Origin of the sequence: Olleya sediminilitoris (assembly GCF_016785945.1) — a bacterium.
Classification (GTDB): Bacteria; Bacteroidota; Bacteroidia; order Flavobacteriales; family Flavobacteriaceae; genus Olleya; species Olleya sediminilitoris.
This window is the reverse complement of the sequence record NZ_JAEMEF010000001.1, coordinates 175,827-193,366: the sequence shown is the minus strand read 5'-3', so window position 1 is coordinate 193,366 and position 17,540 is coordinate 175,827. Positions and strand designations below refer to the sequence as shown.

Sequence of the window (17,540 nt, the reverse complement as noted above, 5' to 3'; positions counted from 1 at the left end):
TGTCTTTATTTTTCTACCTCAATCCATTGTCCTTTATTACGTACTAAAAACTTGTTGTCATACATAGCCTCAGCTTGAACACCTGGTAAATAATACTGTCCTAAGTAAGACGCGTTAAGCATTACATTAAACGTATTAGTCTTTTTAGGGCCTAAATCAAAGTAGAAATTAACACGATCGTCTCTAATGTCTGTAAATCTAGCTTGACTAGAGGTGGAGCTTCCAAAAGCTGTAAAGCGTGTGTTTACAATTTCCCAACCTGAAGGAAATATTTGTGTTAATGCTACGTCATTAACACTATAGTCTTTTGTGTTTGTAACTTGCACAGTTGCTACAAAATCTTGACCTTGTTGTAATTTGCTAATATCAATCTTGTTGCCTTTTAAGTCTTTATATGTAACATTAGCGGTTAAGCCTCGTTGTTCTGTAAGCTCTTGTCCTAATGGTAATTTACCCGAATTTAAAACACGAACATAAACCAGGTTGTCTTTGTTGTTTTTAATTGTTAGTGTATTATTGCCTTCATTAATAGGTAAATCGCGTTGTGCAATTGCATTTTTAGTATCAATAGTTTTAGTTTTGCCATTTACAGTGTAACTTAATTTAATAGCTTTACCTCCATTAGCATTTACCATTTTAGCCATAGATAATAAACTATAAGCTGTTGTTTGAGTACTCATCCAGCGTTGGCTAGACAGATCTTCTGCAATAGTTTCAGCTAAATTTTTAACACGTTTGTCTTTGGTTAAAATCATGGTTTCTAAAGCCATAGCTCTGTTTCTGTCTACAGATCCATAGGTGTAATAATTATATTTTTGAGGTTTAAAATTTATATTAGCAGTACTAGATACTTGGTTGCTTGCTCCAGCTTGACCAGCTAAAGCATAAGCAGCAGCTAAACGCCATTTTGCTTCGTTAGAAATTTCAGAAAATTCGCGTAATCTATTCATTGCTCCTAAATCTGGACTACCAGCTAAAGCTAAGGTGTATAATCTGTAAGCTTGTGCTAAATCAGAATTATAGGATTTGTAACTAGGTCTCCAATTTTGCGCAGCTTGTTTTTGATATTTTAACCAGTTGCTCTTAAAAGTTAACGGTAAAACAAACCCTTTTTTTTCTGCTTCTAATAAAAAGTGTCCGGAATAACTGGTTCCCCAATCATTAGCGCTATTTTCTCCCATCCAATAGCTCATACCACCATTTGGTCTTTGAAAATGACTTAAACGCTTAATTCCGTTTTCAATATTAGTTTGTATTTTTTGTTTTTGATCAAATGGTAAATCAAAAATATCTTGTAAAAATAACTGAGGAAATACACTAGACGTTGTTTGTTCTAGACAGCCATGAGGATAACGAATTAAATATTCTAGACGTCTTGTAAAGTCCATTGGAGGTAATGTCGAAAACTCTACACTTGCACTGTTTGTTCCTGTAACACCAAAAGTTGAGAAATCTATAGTTTGTGTACTGTTAGCTTCTAATGTAGTATCTAAACTTTTTGATGAAATTGGATTAACGTTTTCTATATCTATTTCAACTTTATATGACGATGATTCACTATTTCCGTTAGCTATTACTTCTACAGTATTGACTCCTTTAGCTTTACTTACATCTAATTCAAAATATGCCATTTGCTCATCTGGACGAGCAAATGATAATGTTTTTTTTCTATCTCCAACAATAGTAATTCCGTCACTTAATTTCAGTTTAACTGAAACTTTCTTAACATTTGGTTCCATAGCAAAAACTGTAACAGGTAGCGTTACTTTTTCGCCAGGACTTAGTTTTCTAGGTAGTGTTGCTAATACCATTAGTGGTTTTTTAACTTGCACAGATTTGTCTGTACTACCATATGCTTCAGTCTTGTTATTACCAGCGACAACCATAGTTCTGACTGCACCAACGTAATTTGGTAATTTTATTTTATGTGTTTTACGTTGTCCTGCTTCTAGTTTAAAAGGACCTAAAAATTTAACAACAGGTTTAAATCTGTTTGCTTTTTTATTTTTTCCGTCGGCTGCGCTTCCGTCTCCACCAATAGCAAATACTTGCTCAATGCTTCCGCTGTAAGCGCCAACAACATCGTCAAACATATCCCATGTTTTTATACCTAAAGCCTCTCTTGCGTAAAAGGATTGCCATGCGTTAGGTGTTTTAAATCTTGTAAGGTCTAGCAATCCTTCTTCAACCATAGCAATTGTGTAGGTCATTGCTTTGTTGTTTTTTTCGGAAACAAAAACTTCAAATTCTTGCTCAGGTTGTAATACGCTGGGCATTTTTAGTTCTGGCTCTAATTTTGTGTTAGGATCTTCGACTAAAATAGGAATAATACCAAATAATCGTAATGGTAAATCATTAGCTGTTGAAGCGTGAGGTTGTAATAATGAAATGTTTATAAACACATTTGGAGCCATCTCTTTTGTGATTGGTACATCTACAGTTGTTTCTCCTTTTTGTGTTTTTACCCATTTAGTTTGAAGGACTTCAGATCCATTTTCTATACTAATTAAAGCACGACCTTCAGTTCCAGAAGGGAATGTTATTTTTGCAGTTTCGCCAACATTGTAATTGTCTTTGTCAGCAAAAAAGACTAACATTTGTGCAGCTTCTTTGTCTCCTGAAGGTTGACGTTGCCACCAGTTTTTATAAAAATAAGCAGTACGTCCTGTCATGTGTCCAGAAACTGGATCTTTAACAGTAATGTAGTAGCGTCCACCTTGATTGTCTGGTACATTTATATTGAATGAAGCTTTACCATTATTGCTTGTAGTTACTTTACTGTTTAAAAATGTTTTGTGGTAGCTACTTGAAGTGTATTTTGATAAATTATCTCGAGACGAGTTCCACCACCAACGCCATTCTATTTTGTAAACTTTAATTTCAAGATTTTTACGCTTAATAGCATTACCTTGATTGTCCACAGTTGCAATGTTAAATGTGTGATTTTGATCTGTGTAAAATGAACCATAAGCTTTTCCTTTTGGTGATTTTAGTCCAACAAAAGATTTGTAAGGAGCGTATGGCATTGTAAAAGCATCCATGGAGAAGTCTCCTCCGTTTTCAAAAGCACGAACTAAAAAATGTGCGTTTAACATACCTGGTGCATCATGTCCAATGTTAATGTTTTTGGTCACATCTGCTAAACCATCCGTATCTACATTGCCTTCAAAAACTGTGATTTCTTCAGTGCTAAATGTTTTGGATGGATCTCTAAATTGATAATCCGGAAAGTTTTTAAATCCTGAGTATGATGTGCTAAATTTTGCTTTTATTTCGGTTTTTACATTTTTTGCAGGAGCGCCATGTAGCCAATTTACTGCTAGTTTTCCGTTTAAAGGTGTATTGGATTGTAGTACTTTGTCTTCAAAATCTATTTTAATTTTAAGTCTATTTGGTTTTACTGTTTCGACTTTAAGTCCTTTGTAAAATTTTGCTCCACCAACACTGATTTTAGCATTCCAATTTCCTGTTTTGTCTTCGACAGCAGTCGGAATTGTAAATTGAAAAAAGTTATTAAGACCATTGGTTGTTACTTTTTTGTAAGCTAGTTTACCATTTGCATCTGTGACTTCAAGTTTTACTGGATGTGCTTTTGGTAGTTTATTAGCAATGTCATTTAACATAAAGGTTAAATGTATAGAGTCACCTGGTCGCCATACACCTCTTTCGGTATAAATATAGCCTTTTAGTCCACGTTGTAATGTTGCTCCTGAAACGTCAAATTTACTAAGTGATAACGAGTTACCATCACGTAATTTTACATACGTAGTATTGTTGCCTTTAGTAATAATAGCAAATGCTGCTAAGTTATTGGTTGTAAGTTTTGCTAAGCCTTCGCTATCAGAATTTGTGGTAGCTAATTCTTGTTGTTGGAAATTATATAACGTTATTTTTGCGCTAGCCTCTGGATTAGTGTTTAAGATATTAGTGATTGCAAAATGGTAGGTGTTGTTGGTGCCTTTTTTTACAATAGCACCTAAGTTAGAGCCTATTAAATTTTGAGATATGACCTTATTAGAATTGTAGTAAGAGTCATGGCAAGGGTTTTTGCGTTCTCTCCAGTTGTAATTGTCTTTACGATAACTGTAAGTGATGTTATCCCAATATTCTTCTTCTTTTAAATCTTCGTCTTCTGTGTTTGTATTGCTGTAATCACCATCATAATAGTACTCGTCTTCATAGTAATATTCATCGTCATAATAATCGTCTTCGTCATCATCATTACTATTTGTATTGGCATTAGCTTCACAATCATATAAGCTGTATTCTTTTTTGTAATCTAACTCAACACGATAAATGGCTCCTGGATCTGCTTTTATGTATTTAGAAAGATCTATGCTATAGGTTTTCCATTTACCATCGTTATGTAATGGGTTTTCAATTAATTTAATGGTATGTTTTGCTATACGACGACCAACACGTCTTATTTGATGTTCGTTATTGCTTTGTAAATTGTTGTCTTGTAAAAATTGAAGGACATTGTCTTGAAATATTTTAATAATTCTAACATCTACAGCGCTTAAGTTAACTGCTTCAAAATTAAATTTTAATTCTTGAGAGTTTGGTAAAATTACACCACTATTAACAAGTTTAACTTCTGGTTTAATGTCTTCAAAAGCAATAGTTTCGCTAAAAGAATTTTTAAGTTTGTAACCTTCAGTGTTTTTTATCCCTTGAAATACATCTACCTGAAGATTACCAGTTATTTTTGAGTTTGGATAGGCTTTTAAAACATTACCATTAACAATAAATTTTGGATTTTTACTATTTTGAATAGTCACTAAACCATCAAAATTTTGTTGTTTTTTAATTGGATCAGAAAAATTTATTGATAAATATTGTTCAGGAGATTGAACCACATTTACCGATAATATCTTAAAATTGTTTTTTCCAGGAATTGGTAATGTGTTTTCACCAGAGTGATTTGCACTTATGGCTTTTCCATCCCATTTTACTAATATTTCAGTGTCTTCAGTTTTACGGTTAATACTATCTATTTTAAATTCAAAATATTTTGAAGGCGTGCTTTTTTCATTCCATTCAATAGTTAATTGTTTTCCGTTTTGAGAAGCTGTTATTAACTGTTTTGCTTGTTTAAGTGTAATTACATCAGAAGATTTTGCGATTCCTAAAATATATTGCCATTCTTTGGAGTAAGATTGTAAATCATTGGTTTCAATATTAAAATTGGGTGTTATAGTTTTAAAATTGAAAGTGTATTTGTTAAAATTTGAAGGTAAATCTTTATATAACTCACCAAGATCTATAGTAACTGTATATTCTGTGTCAGGAGATAAGTTTTCGTCTGGAACAAATCGTAGTGCGTGATCATTAATTACAATTGCTTTCCCCTCAACATAAGGACTAATTTTAAAAACATCACTGTCTAAAATTTGATCAGCTTCCCAGCCTTCCACTATTTTAGCTAAATTGATGTTAATGTTTTCGGCTACAGATATACGACCAGACGTTGTGTAACTGATGTAGTCTCTAAATTTAAAAAGGTTGTCGGTTTCGCTTTCTTTTTGTTTACAAGAAACAATAAAAAAAATAACAAGTATTAGGGATAATAGCGACTTTGACTTCATGAAGGTAAAAATTATAAAGTAAAATAGATCTGTAATCTATATTAAAATGGTTGTTGATTTATTGATAAAAACGTACGTGTTAAAGTTATAGCTAAATTTAAAATTAACACGTTAAAACAAGATTATTTTTAAAATTATAACACGTAAAAATGTATCAGAATAATACTATTTATTAAATCGTTAACTCATAATTTAAACCAAACAAATATTAGTATATTAGCTAAAAATTAAATAATTCGTAAAAATCATTAAAATATGGAAGCAGTTGCTACCGATTTCGGAATAAAAGAAGCTTTAAGTCAATTAGGGTTAAAAGATATAAATCAAGGAACATCTACTGGGTCTGATAATTTTGGAAGTGGAGATTTAATCGCATCCTACTCTCCAACCGATGGACAGCTAATAGGTAAGGTGTCTACAACTACAAGAGAAGATTATGATAAAGTAATTGCTAAAGCATCTGAAGCATTTTTAAGTTTCAGAGCCATGCCTGCTCCACAACGTGGTGAAATTGTTAGACAGTTTGGTAATAAATTAAGAGAGCTAAAAGAACCTTTAGGTAAATTAGTGTCTTATGAAATGGGTAAATCTTTGCAAGAAGGTTATGGAGAGGTTCAAGAAATGATTGACATCTGTGATTTTGCAGTGGGATTATCTAGACAATTAAATGGTCAAACCATTCCGTCAGAAAGACCAGGTCACGTTATGCGTGAGCAATGGCACTCTTTAGGTATTGTTGGAATTATTTCTGCCTTTAACTTTCCTGTTGCTGTATGGGCTTGGAACACCGCTTTAGCTTGGGTTTGTGGTGATGTTTGTGTTTGGAAAGGGTCAGAAAAAGCGCCACTTTGTGCAGTTGCTTGTCAAAATATTATAGCAGATGTATTAAAAGAAAACAACTTACCAGAAGGTATATCTTCAATAATAAATGGAGATTATAAAGTTGGAGAATTCATGACTACAGATCACAGAATCCCGTTAATATCTGCAACAGGATCTACTAGAATGGGTCGTATTGTTGGAGCAACAGTAGCAGAGCGTTTTGGAAAGTCTTTATTAGAATTAGGAGGAAATAATGCTATTATTATCACACCAACAGCAGATTTAAAAGTTGTTGTTCCAGGAGCTGTTTTTGGAGCAGTAGGAACTTGTGGACAACGTTGTACGTCAACTCGTCGTTTAATTATTCATGAAACGGTTTATGATAAAGTAAGAGATGCAATTGTAGGTGCCTATAAGCAGCTAACTATTGGTAATCCTTTAGACGAAAAAAATCACATAGGTCCATTAATAGACAAAGATGCAGTAAACACGTATTTAGCAGCTATAGAAAAAGCTAAAGCTGAAGGTGGAACTGTTTTAGTAGAAGGTGGTGTTTTAGAAGGTCAAGGTTACGAGTCTGGTTGCTATGTTAAGCCAGCTATAATTGAAGCTAAAAATGATTTTGAAATTGTACAATCTGAAACATTTGCACCAATTTTATATTTAATGAAATACTCTGGAGATGTTGAAAATGCTATAGGTATGCAAAACGGTGTAGCTCAAGGATTATCTTCTGCAATTATGACTAACGAAATGAAAGAAGCTGAAAAATTCTTATCATTTGCAGGTTCTGATTGTGGTATTGCAAATGTTAATATTGGTACTTCAGGAGCCGAAATTGGAGGTGCTTTTGGTGGTGAAAAAGAAACAGGTGGTGGACGTGAGTCTGGATCTGATGCTTGGAAGGTGTACATGAGACGTCAGACCAATACAGTTAATTATTCAGATGAATTGCCTTTAGCTCAAGGTATTAAGTTTGATTTATAAAAAAATAAACGCTTTCGCGGAAATAAAAGCCACATCTAAATGATGTGGCTTTTGTGTTTTTAACCATTTTTCATTGGATTTAATCGATTATTTACAATTAATAAAACTTTTATTAATTGTAAATGTTAAAAAATTCTAAAATTTTTAATAACTTGATAGTCATTAACTTAAAACCAATTAATATAATGAGTAAAAAAACCGGTTATCTTTTAGGTATTTTACTGACCATTATTCTGGGTACAATTTTGTACTGGTTTTTCTGTTGTAAACCTTGCCTTGAAGCAAACAATAGTGCTTCAGAAATAGTCACAGAAACAGATGACACGTCAGTAGAAGCAGACCTTAAAACTGCAACCATGAACGCATTTACTATTAAAGATGCTAATGGTAGTTTAGATTTTAAGATTAACGACAATTTAAATTTTAACACCTCTGGAGCTTCTATTTTAGAGCCAGTGTCTGCAAAAGTAGATACTACAGCAATGGATGTGGTTAAATATTTTAATGACAATCCAACAAAAACATTAAGCATTACAGGTCATTACAGAAGTGAGGAAACAAATAACTCGGCATTTCCTAACTTAGGACTAGCTAGAGCTAATGCTGCAAAAAATTATTATGTAGCAAAAGGCATGTCTTCAAAATCAATAAATACTTATGGTCAATTAGATGATGCTTTTTATCCTGACGTAAATGGTGTTTTAAACGGACCATTAATGTATGATGTTGTAACTACAGATGCTGCAGATCACAGTGCAGAAGATGCAATAGTTAAATTAGGAGAAAGTATCAAGGCTAATCCTTTGGTTTTATATTTTGATACAGCTCAAGCATCTATTAGTTTAACACCTGCTCAACGTCAAAAGGTGGCAGATATGGTGCGTTATACAGATAAAATTGATGGCGCGCAAATTAATACTATTGGTCATACAGATAATACTGGTAGCCGAACAGCTAATATTAATTTGGCTCAAAATAGAGCTGAGTTTGCTAAAGATTATTTGGTAAATAACGGTATATCAGCAAATAAAATTAGTGCTTCTTCTCAAGGTCCAAATCAACCTATTGCAGATAATAATACAGCTGAAGGAAGAGCAAAAAACAGACGTGTAGTCGTAACTATTAACTAACAAAAATTAAAATCATGAATTTATCATTAAATATATTTAGTAGTATCCCTTGTTGGCTAATCCCTTTATTAGTTGGTGTAATATGTGCAATCTTAGGTTATCTTTTAGGTCGATTATTTGGAGGAGGAAATAGTAATGAAGACGTTGACCTTAATGTATACAAAAACAGAATAAGTAAATTAGAAACAGATTTAGCTGCTTGTAAGGCAAGTAAAGATAAAGTTTCTAGGTCATCAGGAGCAGGAAACACAGTGTCTTCATTTGCTGCAGGTGCAGTTGTTGCAGGTGCAGTTTCACCTCAAAAAGAAGAAGTTAAAATAGAAACAGGTGTAGTTTTTGATGCAGCAGCAGCAAAAGCGGTTTTTGGTAAAACTATTAAACAAGACGATTTAACTGTTGTTGAAGGTATAGGTCCAAAAATAAAAGAATTATTTCATAATCATGACGTAAAAACTTGGGCTGCATTAGCTGCATGTTCGGTTGAGAAATGTCAAGAGGTTTTAAATAGTGGAGGTAAGCGTTTTGAGATCCATAAACCAGGTACTTGGCCAAGGCAAGCAGATCTTGCGGCTAAAGGATTATGGAAAGAATTAAACGATTGGCAAGACCAATTGGATGGTGGGAAATAATAATATATTTTTATTTAAATAAAAAGCCAATGTTTACAAGAGTAAATATTGGCTTTTAAGTTATTAAACCTTACTCAATGCCGAAATTTTATCGGGAGAATAAAGGTTAATTGTATTTTACCTTTCTTAAAATACGAATAACTTCTTTGTATTTGTGGTAAATCTCAGGAAACGCCTTTAAATAGGGTTTGGATTCTTTTAAATAGTCCAATGCTTCATGAAATAAATTTAAGTAACATATAAGATACGTATCAGGTAGGTTGTTTAGATCTTTTTTTTCAATATTATTTAAAATTTCTCCTCTTTTTAATTTTTCTAATATCGCATTGTTGGCGTTAAAAATATGATGAAGTATTTTTTTATCAAATTGTGGAGGGTTAAAAATTAGGGTAGAATCTATGTTGTAGCTAGCATTATCATTAAAACTTATAATGGTTTTTTCAAGAGGATAATATTTATAAGAATTTTGGAGACCAAGTTTTAAATATTCAATTATTGTAAATGAATTTTCTGTAAAATTTATAGCGACTTCATCTAATGTTGAAAAAAATAATCGCACTTGTTCGTTAACTAACTCAATGTCAACTCTAGAGTAAAATATTTCGTTTTTAACAACTTTTTTTTCGCCAGACCAACATAGTACAAAATACTCTTTAAACACTATATATTTAGGGTTGTAGTCTTGGCGTTTATTCATAAAATCAAAAACGCCATCTAAAGTGTATTGTATGTTGTTTTGTGCGTGATTTTCAATAGCTTCAACTATTTTAGAGTTAACATCTTTTATTTCGCTTTTAAAAATTTTAGGCATGCTCATGCTGCCATCTCTAAAAAAGATTGAGCCACCATAATATTTCCAAATGTTTTTTCTTAATGAGGTTAAACCTTCATTGGCTCTGATGGTAACTAAGCCTACAACTTTGTGGTCAGGTAAATGTGGGAAAGGTATGTTCTCGTACTGTACGATGGGTGGATTGGTTAAATAGGCATTAATAAGGTTTTGTATTTTTGAATCGTCAAAAAAATCAACACCAATAATTTTGTTGTCTTCATCTTCAACACCAATAACTATAAACGAATTGTTTTTTGGGTTAGAATTTGATAGTGCGCAGACGTGTTTTAAAAATTTTGCTTTACCTTCTTTTTGGCCAATATCAATTTTTCGTTTTTTGTCATAAAAACTATTCTCGTCATTATGAGCAAGTAAGTTTTTAATTAAAAGACGTTTGTTAATCATGGTCAATTATTCTCAGGTTTTGTTCACAGTAAATCTAATTCTTGTTTCAAGTTTTGTCTAGCTTGATTTTCATGTTGGTCAATATAGTTTTTGGTAAAGTAAATTGTGTCTTTTTTTAAAAAGTGAGTTAGTGCTTTTTTTCTTCCTGAATTATACATGAAATCTGGGTAGATTTTATACTCTTTTCTAATATTGGATACATATTTACTGTAGGTGTCCCAATCCGAACTTAATATCTGTAAATCCAAATCTAAAATAATTGCATTATCCTGATTTTGAGTTAAAATTATATTATGTTTTTTTGTTGAAAGAATTAATTCTTGAACTGTTTTAATTCTTTTTTGTTCGATATTGATTTTTTTTAGCCTTTTTTTAGCAAAAAGTGCGCTTTTTTCTTCGTTGTCATTTCTGGTTGGTTTGTAGATGATGTCATGGTACCAAATAGCAAATTTAAGACTGTCTAAATCTTTGGTTTTTGGTTTAGACAGTTTTAAATTTTTAAGCATTTCAAACAGATGGCTTAGATTGTGATAGTGTTTATTTTTTAGTGTATACTGTGTTTCAATTTCTTTCCATAATATATTGGATAGGTTTTGATCACAATAATGTATTGCTAGGTTATGCCATTCTGTTTTTAGCCAATCTATCATCTATTCCTTTTTTACAATTGTAGAGCTTGCTTGAGCAGTGCAAAACATTAATAAATCTGCAATATTAACGTGTGGTGGACGTGATACCGCAAAGTGGATTGCGTCAGCTACATCTTCGGGTTGTAAAGCTTTATAGCCTTTATATACGTTATCTGCTTTTGCATCACCTTTAAATCTAACTTTAGAAAATTCGGTTTCCACCAAGCCTGGATTAATTGCGGTTACTTTTATTCCAAAAGGATTAAGATCGATACGCATGCCTTCTGTAATTGCAACAACTGCATGCTTACTTGCGCAATATACATTGCCTTTTGGGTAAACTTCTTTTCCAGCAGACGATCCTATATTTATAATGTGTCCAGATTCGCGTTTAGTCATTTGTGGTATAATAGCTTTACTAACGTATAATAAACCCTTTACATTAATATCCATCATAGCGTCCCAATCGTCTATGTTGCCATCTTGGATAGCATCTAAACCATGTGCGTTTCCTGCATTGTTAATTAAAATGTCAATCTGTTTAAAGTCTTCAGGAAGAGCATTTATAGCATTAGCAACTGCTTTTTTGTCGCTAACATCAAAATTTAAACTATGTACGTTAGTCTGTTTTGATAGTGCTTTTTGTATGGTATCCAAGCGTTCTTGTCTGCGACCACAAAGTATTAGATTAATACCATGTTTGGCAAATACATGTGCTGTCGCACGACCTATTCCGCTAGTTGCTCCTGTAATTAAGGCTGTTTTTGTAGTATTCATATATTTTAATTTTTATGGAACTTTGTGTCCTTGACATGCGACTAATATTAAAAACCAATCTTCTAATTCTAGGTCTATATTTGAAGCAGTATAAGCATTAGATAAACGTTCAGTGTTTGTAGTTCCGACAACAGGTAAAATATTAGCAGGATGTTTTAATAGCCAAGCTAATAATAATTGATCTTCAGTTGCATTGTATTTTTGCAATAAAGCACCTAATTGTTTGTGTATGCGTCTGGTCTGTTCATTATCTTCTTTAAAGACAGATCCTAAAGGAGACCAAGACATTGGTTGGATATTGTTAGTTTGCATATAGTCTAAGCTACCATCATGCATTGCAGTATGTTCTGTTAACGAAAACTGAATTTGATTGACATCAATTGCAATATGTTTAGAAATTAAATCTGTTTGTGTGTTGGTAAAGTTTGATACACCAAACTCTTTAATTTTACCCTGTTGTTTTAAGTCTGAAATAGCTTCGGCAATAACCTCTCCTTCCATTAAAGGGCTAGGTCTATGTAATAAAAGTAAGTCCAGATAGTCAGTTTTTAAATTGCTTAAAGACTGCTCAACAGACCAAATAATATAATCTTTACTGTAATTGTAATGCTTTACTTTATTCTCTGATCTTGTATTGCCTAAATATTGAATTCCGCATTTAGATATTAGCTCAATTTTATTTCGGTCAATACCACTTTCTATAAAAGCATTTCCAAATTCTTTTTCTGTAGTATAATCACCATAAATATCTGCATGGTCAAATGTAGTTATTTGATTATCAATGCAGTGATGCATTAGTTTAACCATGCCTTTAGTGTCTAATTGTTTTCCCCATTGTCCCCAAGTCATGGTTCCTGCAATCACTTTAGAGTACTTGTTTTGTGTCATAGTAAAATTTATTCAATAAAAGTAAAACATAAATTACTCTTAAAAGTCCAACAAACACCCTATTTTTAACCAATTATTAACACGTTTGCAATAAAAAAATTAACAATTTGCACCACTTGAATTTAAATAATAGTTTTTTTTCTTAAAAAATAACAGATAATGGAACAAACAGGTACTATTGATATTAAATCAATTAACGAAAAAATTGAAAAAGAAAGTGCATTTGTAGATCTACTAATGCTAGAGATGAATAAAGTTATCGTTGGACAAAAACACATGGTCGAACGTTTGTTGATTGGTTTGTTAGGGCAAGGTCATATCTTGTTAGAAGGTGTTCCTGGTCTTGCAAAGACCTTAGCAATTAATACTTTGTCACAAGCTATAGATGCTAGTTTTAGTCGTATACAATTTACACCTGACTTATTACCAGCAGATGTTGTAGGTACTTTGATTTTTAATATGAAAGAGAATGATTTTTCAATTAAAAAAGGTCCAATTTTTGCTAACTTTGTATTAGCTGATGAGATTAACAGAGCACCAGCAAAAGTACAATCTGCTTTATTAGAAGCTATGCAAGAAAAGCAAGTAACTATTGGAGACGAAACTTTTAAATTAGATAAGCCATTTTTAGTAATGGCAACCCAAAATCCAGTTGAGCAAGAAGGAACCTATCCTTTACCAGAAGCCCAAGTGGATAGATTTATGCTTAAAACAGTAATAGATTATCCTAAGCAAGAAGAAGAACAGTTAATTATGCGTGCCAACTTAAAAGGTAGTTGGGACAAGGTTAATCCTGTTGTGTCTGTAGCACAAATACTAAAAGCACAAGATGCTGTTAGAGAAGTGTACATGGATGAAAAAATTGAAAAATATATATTAGATATCATATTTGCGACACGTTATCCAGAGCGATTCAAGTTAGATGAACTTAAACCGTTAATTTCTTTTGGAGCGTCACCACGTGGAAGTATTAACTTAGCAACAGCAGCAAAATGTTATGCATTTATAAAACGTCGTGGTTATGTTATACCAGAAGATGTTAGAGCTGTAGTTTACGATGTATTACGTCACAGAATTGGTATTACTTATGAGGCTGAAGCCGAAAACGTAACCTCTGAAGACATCATTAGTAAAATTGTTAATGTTGTTGAAGTACCATAAATAGTTTCAGTCTATAAAAAGCAATTGCCCAATAGACTTACTTAAATTAATGTGTCGTTATATTGTTAACAACGACAGAAAACTATTTACATAATAAATGGATACTAAAGAATTACTAAAAAAAGTACGTAAAATCGAGATTAAGACACGTCGTTTGTCTGATCATATTTTTGGAGGAGAATACCATTCTACCTTTAAAGGTCGTGGTATGACTTTTTCTGAAGTAAGACAATACCATTTTGGTGATGATGTTAGAAATATTGATTGGAACGTAACAGCACGAACCAACCAGCCACATGTTAAGGTTTTTGAAGAAGAACGTGAGTTAACCATGATGATAATGGCTGACGTATCAGGATCTGAGTTATTTGGTACACAAAATCAATTTAAAAATGAAATTATTACCGAAATAGCAGCAACCTTAGCGTTTTCTGCAACACAAAATAATGACAAAATAGGATTGATTTTATTTTCTGATGATATAGAGCTGTTTATTCCTCCTAAAAAAGGGCGATCTCATGTACTTAGAATTATTAGAGAGTTAATCGAGTTTCAACCAAAAAGCAAGCAAACCAATATTGCACAGGCTTTGAAGTTTTTAAGAAACGTCATGAAAAAGAAAGCTATTGTGTTTATCATGAGTGATTTTATCGCAGATGATTATAAACAAACTTTAAAAATAGCAGCTGGTAAACATGATATAACTGGTATCAGGATTTTTGACAAACATGAAGAAGCTATTCCAAATTTAGGAATGGTACAAATGGAAGATGAAGAGTCAGGAGAATTGATGTTAGTTAACACCAACTCTAAAACCGTCCGAAAAAATTACGCTAAATTTTACAGCCAAAAAGTAAACTATTTTAAAGATAGTTTTGCTAAATCAGGTGCAGGAAGCGTAGCTTGCAGAACAGACGAAAGTTACGTTAAAAAATTACTAGGTTATTTTAAAACAAGAGGTTAATTAATTAGTAAAAAGTGAAAAAAGAAATACATTACAAAACAGTAACATCAATCAAAACTATAGGGTTTTGTCTTGTAGCGATTGCAATTCTGTTTTTACCTACAAGTTCTTTTGGTCAAGTCAAAACTTCAATAGATTCTACTTCAATAAAAATTGGTGCACAAGTTACTTATAAAATAGAGGTAGAAACAGACACAGCAAATAGTGTGATATTTCCGGTAGGTCAAAGTTTTATGCCTTTAGAAATGATTGAGGCTTATAAAACAGACACCACTAAGCAAGATGCTAAATATAAGTTAATCAAAAAATATGGATTAACACAGTTTGATTCTGGTCAGTACACAATACCTAAGCAAAAGGTTATTATTGCAGGACAGCAATACATGACAGACTCGCTTTTGGTTACTGTAAATGAAATTCAAGTAGATACTACAAAACAAAATCTGTATGATATTAAGCCAATGATTGCAGTAGAGAAGCCAGCAAGTAATTGGTGGATTTATGTTTTGGTAGGTTTAGCCATAGCAGCATTAGTTGGGTTTTTAATATACTGGTTTGTTTGGCGAAAAAAACCATTAACAGAAGAAGAACAAATTGCGTTATTACCACCTTATGACAGAGCAAAATTAGCACTTCAAAAATTAGACGAAAGTAATTACTTAATTCAAAATAATTATAAAGATTATTACTCAGAGTTAACCTTTGCAATACGTAGGTATTTAGACGAAAAAGTATACGACAAAGCGTTGGAAAGTACAACCGATCAACTTATTACTAGATTGGAAGTGCTTAGTGACGGAAGTCAAATAGAATTATCTAAAGAAGATATTAAAAAGCTTGAAACTGTTTTAAAACGTGCCGATCTAGTAAAGTTTGCTAAGTCTGCTCCAGATGTTGAGTTGGCTAAAATTGACAGAACAGTTATTGACCAAGAGATTGATCTGGTTAAAGAAGCATTACCAGAACCAACTGAAGAAGAAAAACTTTTAGATTTAGAATACAAAAAGAAACAAGAGCGTAAAGACTTCAGACAAAAAGTTTGGGTAACCATTGCAGCTATTGTTTTTATGTTAGGACTAACTTTTGCAGCCTTTAGTTACAGATATGGATTTACTTATGTTGTAGACACCATATTTCAAAAAGATACTAAACAATTGTTAGAAGGTAGTTGGGTGGATAGTGATTATGGTTTTCCTCCAATAACATTGTCAACTCCAGAGGTTTTAAAAAGAGAAGAAACACCTATTCCTGATGAGCTTAAAGACAAAATTAAAGTGTCTTCGTTTGGATTTGAATTAGAAAACAAATTTACAATAGAAACCGTAACTACTACTTTTGTTAAGTCACCAACAGACGAAAACGCTCCATCTGCTGAAGATAATTTACTGCAAGCAATTGAAGCTAATCTTAAGGCAATTGAAGCTCAAGGAGGAAGAAACATTATATCTAATAAAGACAAGTTTAAAACACCAAATGAAGCTGAAGGTGTTAAAACCACAGGGACTTTAGAGTATCCAATTGATGACGATAAAGAAGATTACGTAAATGGTCAGTTTGTAATACTAAGTTTTGCTAATAAACAAGTCATGCAGCAAATTGTGATTACCTATTTAAAAGACGATATTTATTTAGATCAGGTGGTTGAGCGTATTTTGGATTCTGTAGAACTTATTCAAAAAGAAAAATAATGCTAGATACTATAACATTTGAAAATAAGATATTTTTCTGGTTGCTATTGGCGTTACCATTAGCTATTGTTTGGTATGTTTTAAAACATAAACAACAGACTGCTCAATTAAAAATGTCCAGCTTAAAAGGCTTTAAAATTACTAATTCAATATTGCCAAAACTTAAGCATATACTATTTGCTTTACGTTTGCTAGCTCTTGGTTTTTTAATTACTGCTTTAGCAAGACCACGTACATCAGAGACTAACACAAAAACAAAAACTACTAGAGGTATTGATATTGTTATGGCAATAGATGTTTCTGCAAGTATGTTAGCAAAAGACTTAAAGCCTAACCGTTTAGAGGCTTTAAAAAACGTAGCTGGTAAATTTATAAAAGGACGTCCAAATGACAGAATTGGACTTGTGGAATACGCAGGAGAAAGCTATACAAAAACACCAATAACAAGCGATAAATCGATTGTATTAAGATCTTTAGACGATATAAAATATAATACAATTATAGAAGGTGGTACAGCAATTGGTATGGGATTAGCAACATCTGTTAACCGCTTAAAAGATAGCAAAGCTAAAAGTAAAGTTATTATTTTATTAACCGATGGTGTTAATAATTCTGGTGTTTTAAACCCTAAAATTGCTAGTGAGTTGGCAGTTGAGTTTGATATAAAAGTATACACCATTGGATTAGGTACTAATGGTATGGCAATGTCACCAATTGCAATTTTACCTAACGGAAGATTTCAATATGACAGAGTGCAAGTAGAAATTGATGAAGATCTGCTTAAAGACATTGCAAAGGTTACTGGAGGAAAATATTTTAGAGCTACCAATAACCAAAAGCTAGAACAAATTTATGCTGAAATTAATAAGCTTGAAAAAACAGAAATTGACGAAACTAAATTTACAACCTATCAAGAGCATTTTAGACCATTTGTCTGGATAGCTGCAGCATTATTGTTGTTAGAGTTTATTGTTAGAGTAACACTATTTAAAAGTTTTGTGTAACTGGCTTAATTTCCGCGAAAGCGAAAAAAAATAAAA

Annotated in this window: 12 protein-coding genes; 7 read left to right on the top strand and 5 right to left on the bottom strand. The window is 32.3% G+C overall.

The genetic code is table 11. The features are described from left to right. Nucleotides 1-5: 5 nt before the first annotated feature. Complete coding sequence (locus JAO71_RS00850; RefSeq protein ID WP_202998453.1) at nucleotides 6-5,588, bottom strand: alpha-2-macroglobulin family protein; 5,583 nt, start codon at nucleotides 5,586-5,588, stop codon at nucleotides 6-8. A 255-nt stretch (nucleotides 5,589-5,843) separates the two neighbouring features. On the opposite strand from JAO71_RS00850, the gene amaB reads away from it, so the two are divergent. From amaB to JAO71_RS00835, 3 genes are all read left to right on the top strand, one after another. Beyond that, nucleotides 5,844-7,397: an L-piperidine-6-carboxylate dehydrogenase gene (gene amaB / locus JAO71_RS00845; protein ID WP_202998452.1), complete on the top strand. Its 1,554-nt coding sequence runs from the start codon at nucleotides 5,844-5,846 to the stop codon at nucleotides 7,395-7,397. A 185-nt stretch (nucleotides 7,398-7,582) separates the two neighbouring features. After that, complete coding sequence (locus JAO71_RS00840; protein ID WP_202998451.1) at nucleotides 7,583-8,527, top strand: OmpA family protein; 945 nt, start codon at nucleotides 7,583-7,585, stop codon at nucleotides 8,525-8,527. 14 nt (nucleotides 8,528-8,541) lie between these two features. Next, nucleotides 8,542-9,156, top strand: coding sequence for a hypothetical protein (locus JAO71_RS00835; protein WP_036600586.1), 615 nt, complete (start codon nucleotides 8,542-8,544; stop codon nucleotides 9,154-9,156). Nucleotides 9,157-9,262: 106 nt separating this feature from the next. Here JAO71_RS00835 and JAO71_RS00830 read toward each other — a convergent pair whose 3' ends face one another. The 4 genes from JAO71_RS00830 to JAO71_RS00815 are packed head-to-tail and all read right to left on the bottom strand — an operon-like array spanning nucleotide 9,263 to nucleotide 12,687. Then, complete coding sequence (locus JAO71_RS00830) at nucleotides 9,263-10,393, bottom strand: ATP-binding protein (RefSeq protein ID WP_054852437.1); 1,131 nt, start codon at nucleotides 10,391-10,393, stop codon at nucleotides 9,263-9,265. A gap of 23 nt (nucleotides 10,394-10,416) precedes the next feature. After that, the gene (locus JAO71_RS00825) at nucleotides 10,417-11,043 is read right to left on the bottom strand and encodes an HD domain-containing protein (RefSeq protein ID WP_236011118.1); all 627 of its coding nucleotides are present in this window, start codon (nucleotides 11,041-11,043) and stop codon (nucleotides 10,417-10,419) included. Continuing rightward, nucleotides 11,044-11,799 (bottom strand): SDR family NAD(P)-dependent oxidoreductase, encoded by a 756-nt coding sequence (locus JAO71_RS00820; RefSeq protein WP_202998450.1) that lies wholly within the window; start codon nucleotides 11,797-11,799, stop codon nucleotides 11,044-11,046. A 12-nt stretch (nucleotides 11,800-11,811) separates the two neighbouring features. Next, nucleotides 11,812-12,687, bottom strand: coding sequence for an aldo/keto reductase (locus JAO71_RS00815; protein WP_202998449.1), 876 nt, complete (start codon nucleotides 12,685-12,687; stop codon nucleotides 11,812-11,814). A gap of 159 nt (nucleotides 12,688-12,846) precedes the next feature. Here JAO71_RS00815 and JAO71_RS00810 point away from each other — a divergent pair, with 159 nt between their 5' ends. The 4 genes from JAO71_RS00810 (at nucleotide 12,847) to JAO71_RS00795 (ending at nucleotide 17,504) form a co-directional block, all read left to right on the top strand. Further along, on the top strand, nucleotides 12,847-13,848 hold the full coding sequence (locus JAO71_RS00810) for an AAA family ATPase (protein WP_028291523.1): 1,002 nt from the start codon (nucleotides 12,847-12,849) through the stop codon (nucleotides 13,846-13,848). Nucleotides 13,849-13,945: 97 nt separating this feature from the next. Next, nucleotides 13,946-14,812: a DUF58 domain-containing protein gene (locus tag JAO71_RS00805; RefSeq protein ID WP_202998448.1), complete on the top strand. Its 867-nt coding sequence runs from the start codon at nucleotides 13,946-13,948 to the stop codon at nucleotides 14,810-14,812. A 14-nt stretch (nucleotides 14,813-14,826) separates the two neighbouring features. Next, nucleotides 14,827-16,500, top strand: coding sequence for a hypothetical protein (locus JAO71_RS00800; RefSeq protein WP_240324212.1), 1,674 nt, complete (start codon nucleotides 14,827-14,829; stop codon nucleotides 16,498-16,500). Beyond that, a complete protein-coding gene (locus JAO71_RS00795) occupies nucleotides 16,500-17,504 on the top strand; it encodes a vWA domain-containing protein (RefSeq protein WP_202998447.1) in 1,005 nt (334 codons plus the stop codon). The genes JAO71_RS00800 and JAO71_RS00795 overlap by 1 nt, the downstream gene beginning before the upstream one ends. The last annotated feature ends 36 nt before the right edge of the window (nucleotides 17,505-17,540 follow it).

What these genes read in the sequence shown, in the direction of transcription:
- JAO71_RS00820 (WP_202998450.1), bottom strand. Translation starts at nt 11,799, where the DNA reads ATGAATACTACAAAAACAGCCTTAATTACAGGAGCAACTAGCGGAATA.
- JAO71_RS00830 (WP_054852437.1), bottom strand. Translation starts at nt 10,393, where the DNA reads ATGATTAACAAACGTCTTTTAATTAAAAACTTACTTGCTCATAATGAC.
- amaB (WP_202998452.1), top strand. Translation starts at nt 5,844, where the DNA reads ATGGAAGCAGTTGCTACCGATTTCGGAATAAAAGAAGCTTTAAGTCAA.
- JAO71_RS00835 (WP_036600586.1), top strand. Translation starts at nt 8,542, where the DNA reads ATGAATTTATCATTAAATATATTTAGTAGTATCCCTTGTTGGCTAATC.
- JAO71_RS00840 (WP_202998451.1), top strand. Translation starts at nt 7,583, where the DNA reads ATGAGTAAAAAAACCGGTTATCTTTTAGGTATTTTACTGACCATTATT.
- JAO71_RS00795 (WP_202998447.1), top strand. Translation starts at nt 16,500, where the DNA reads ATGCTAGATACTATAACATTTGAAAATAAGATATTTTTCTGGTTGCTA.
- JAO71_RS00815 (WP_202998449.1), bottom strand. Translation starts at nt 12,687, where the DNA reads ATGACACAAAACAAGTACTCTAAAGTGATTGCAGGAACCATGACTTGG.
- JAO71_RS00810 (WP_028291523.1), top strand. Translation starts at nt 12,847, where the DNA reads ATGGAACAAACAGGTACTATTGATATTAAATCAATTAACGAAAAAATT.
- JAO71_RS00825 (WP_236011118.1), bottom strand. Translation starts at nt 11,043, where the DNA reads ATGATAGATTGGCTAAAAACAGAATGGCATAACCTAGCAATACATTAT.
- JAO71_RS00805 (WP_202998448.1), top strand. Translation starts at nt 13,946, where the DNA reads ATGGATACTAAAGAATTACTAAAAAAAGTACGTAAAATCGAGATTAAG.
- JAO71_RS00850 (WP_202998453.1), bottom strand. Translation starts at nt 5,588, where the DNA reads ATGAAGTCAAAGTCGCTATTATCCCTAATACTTGTTATTTTTTTTATT.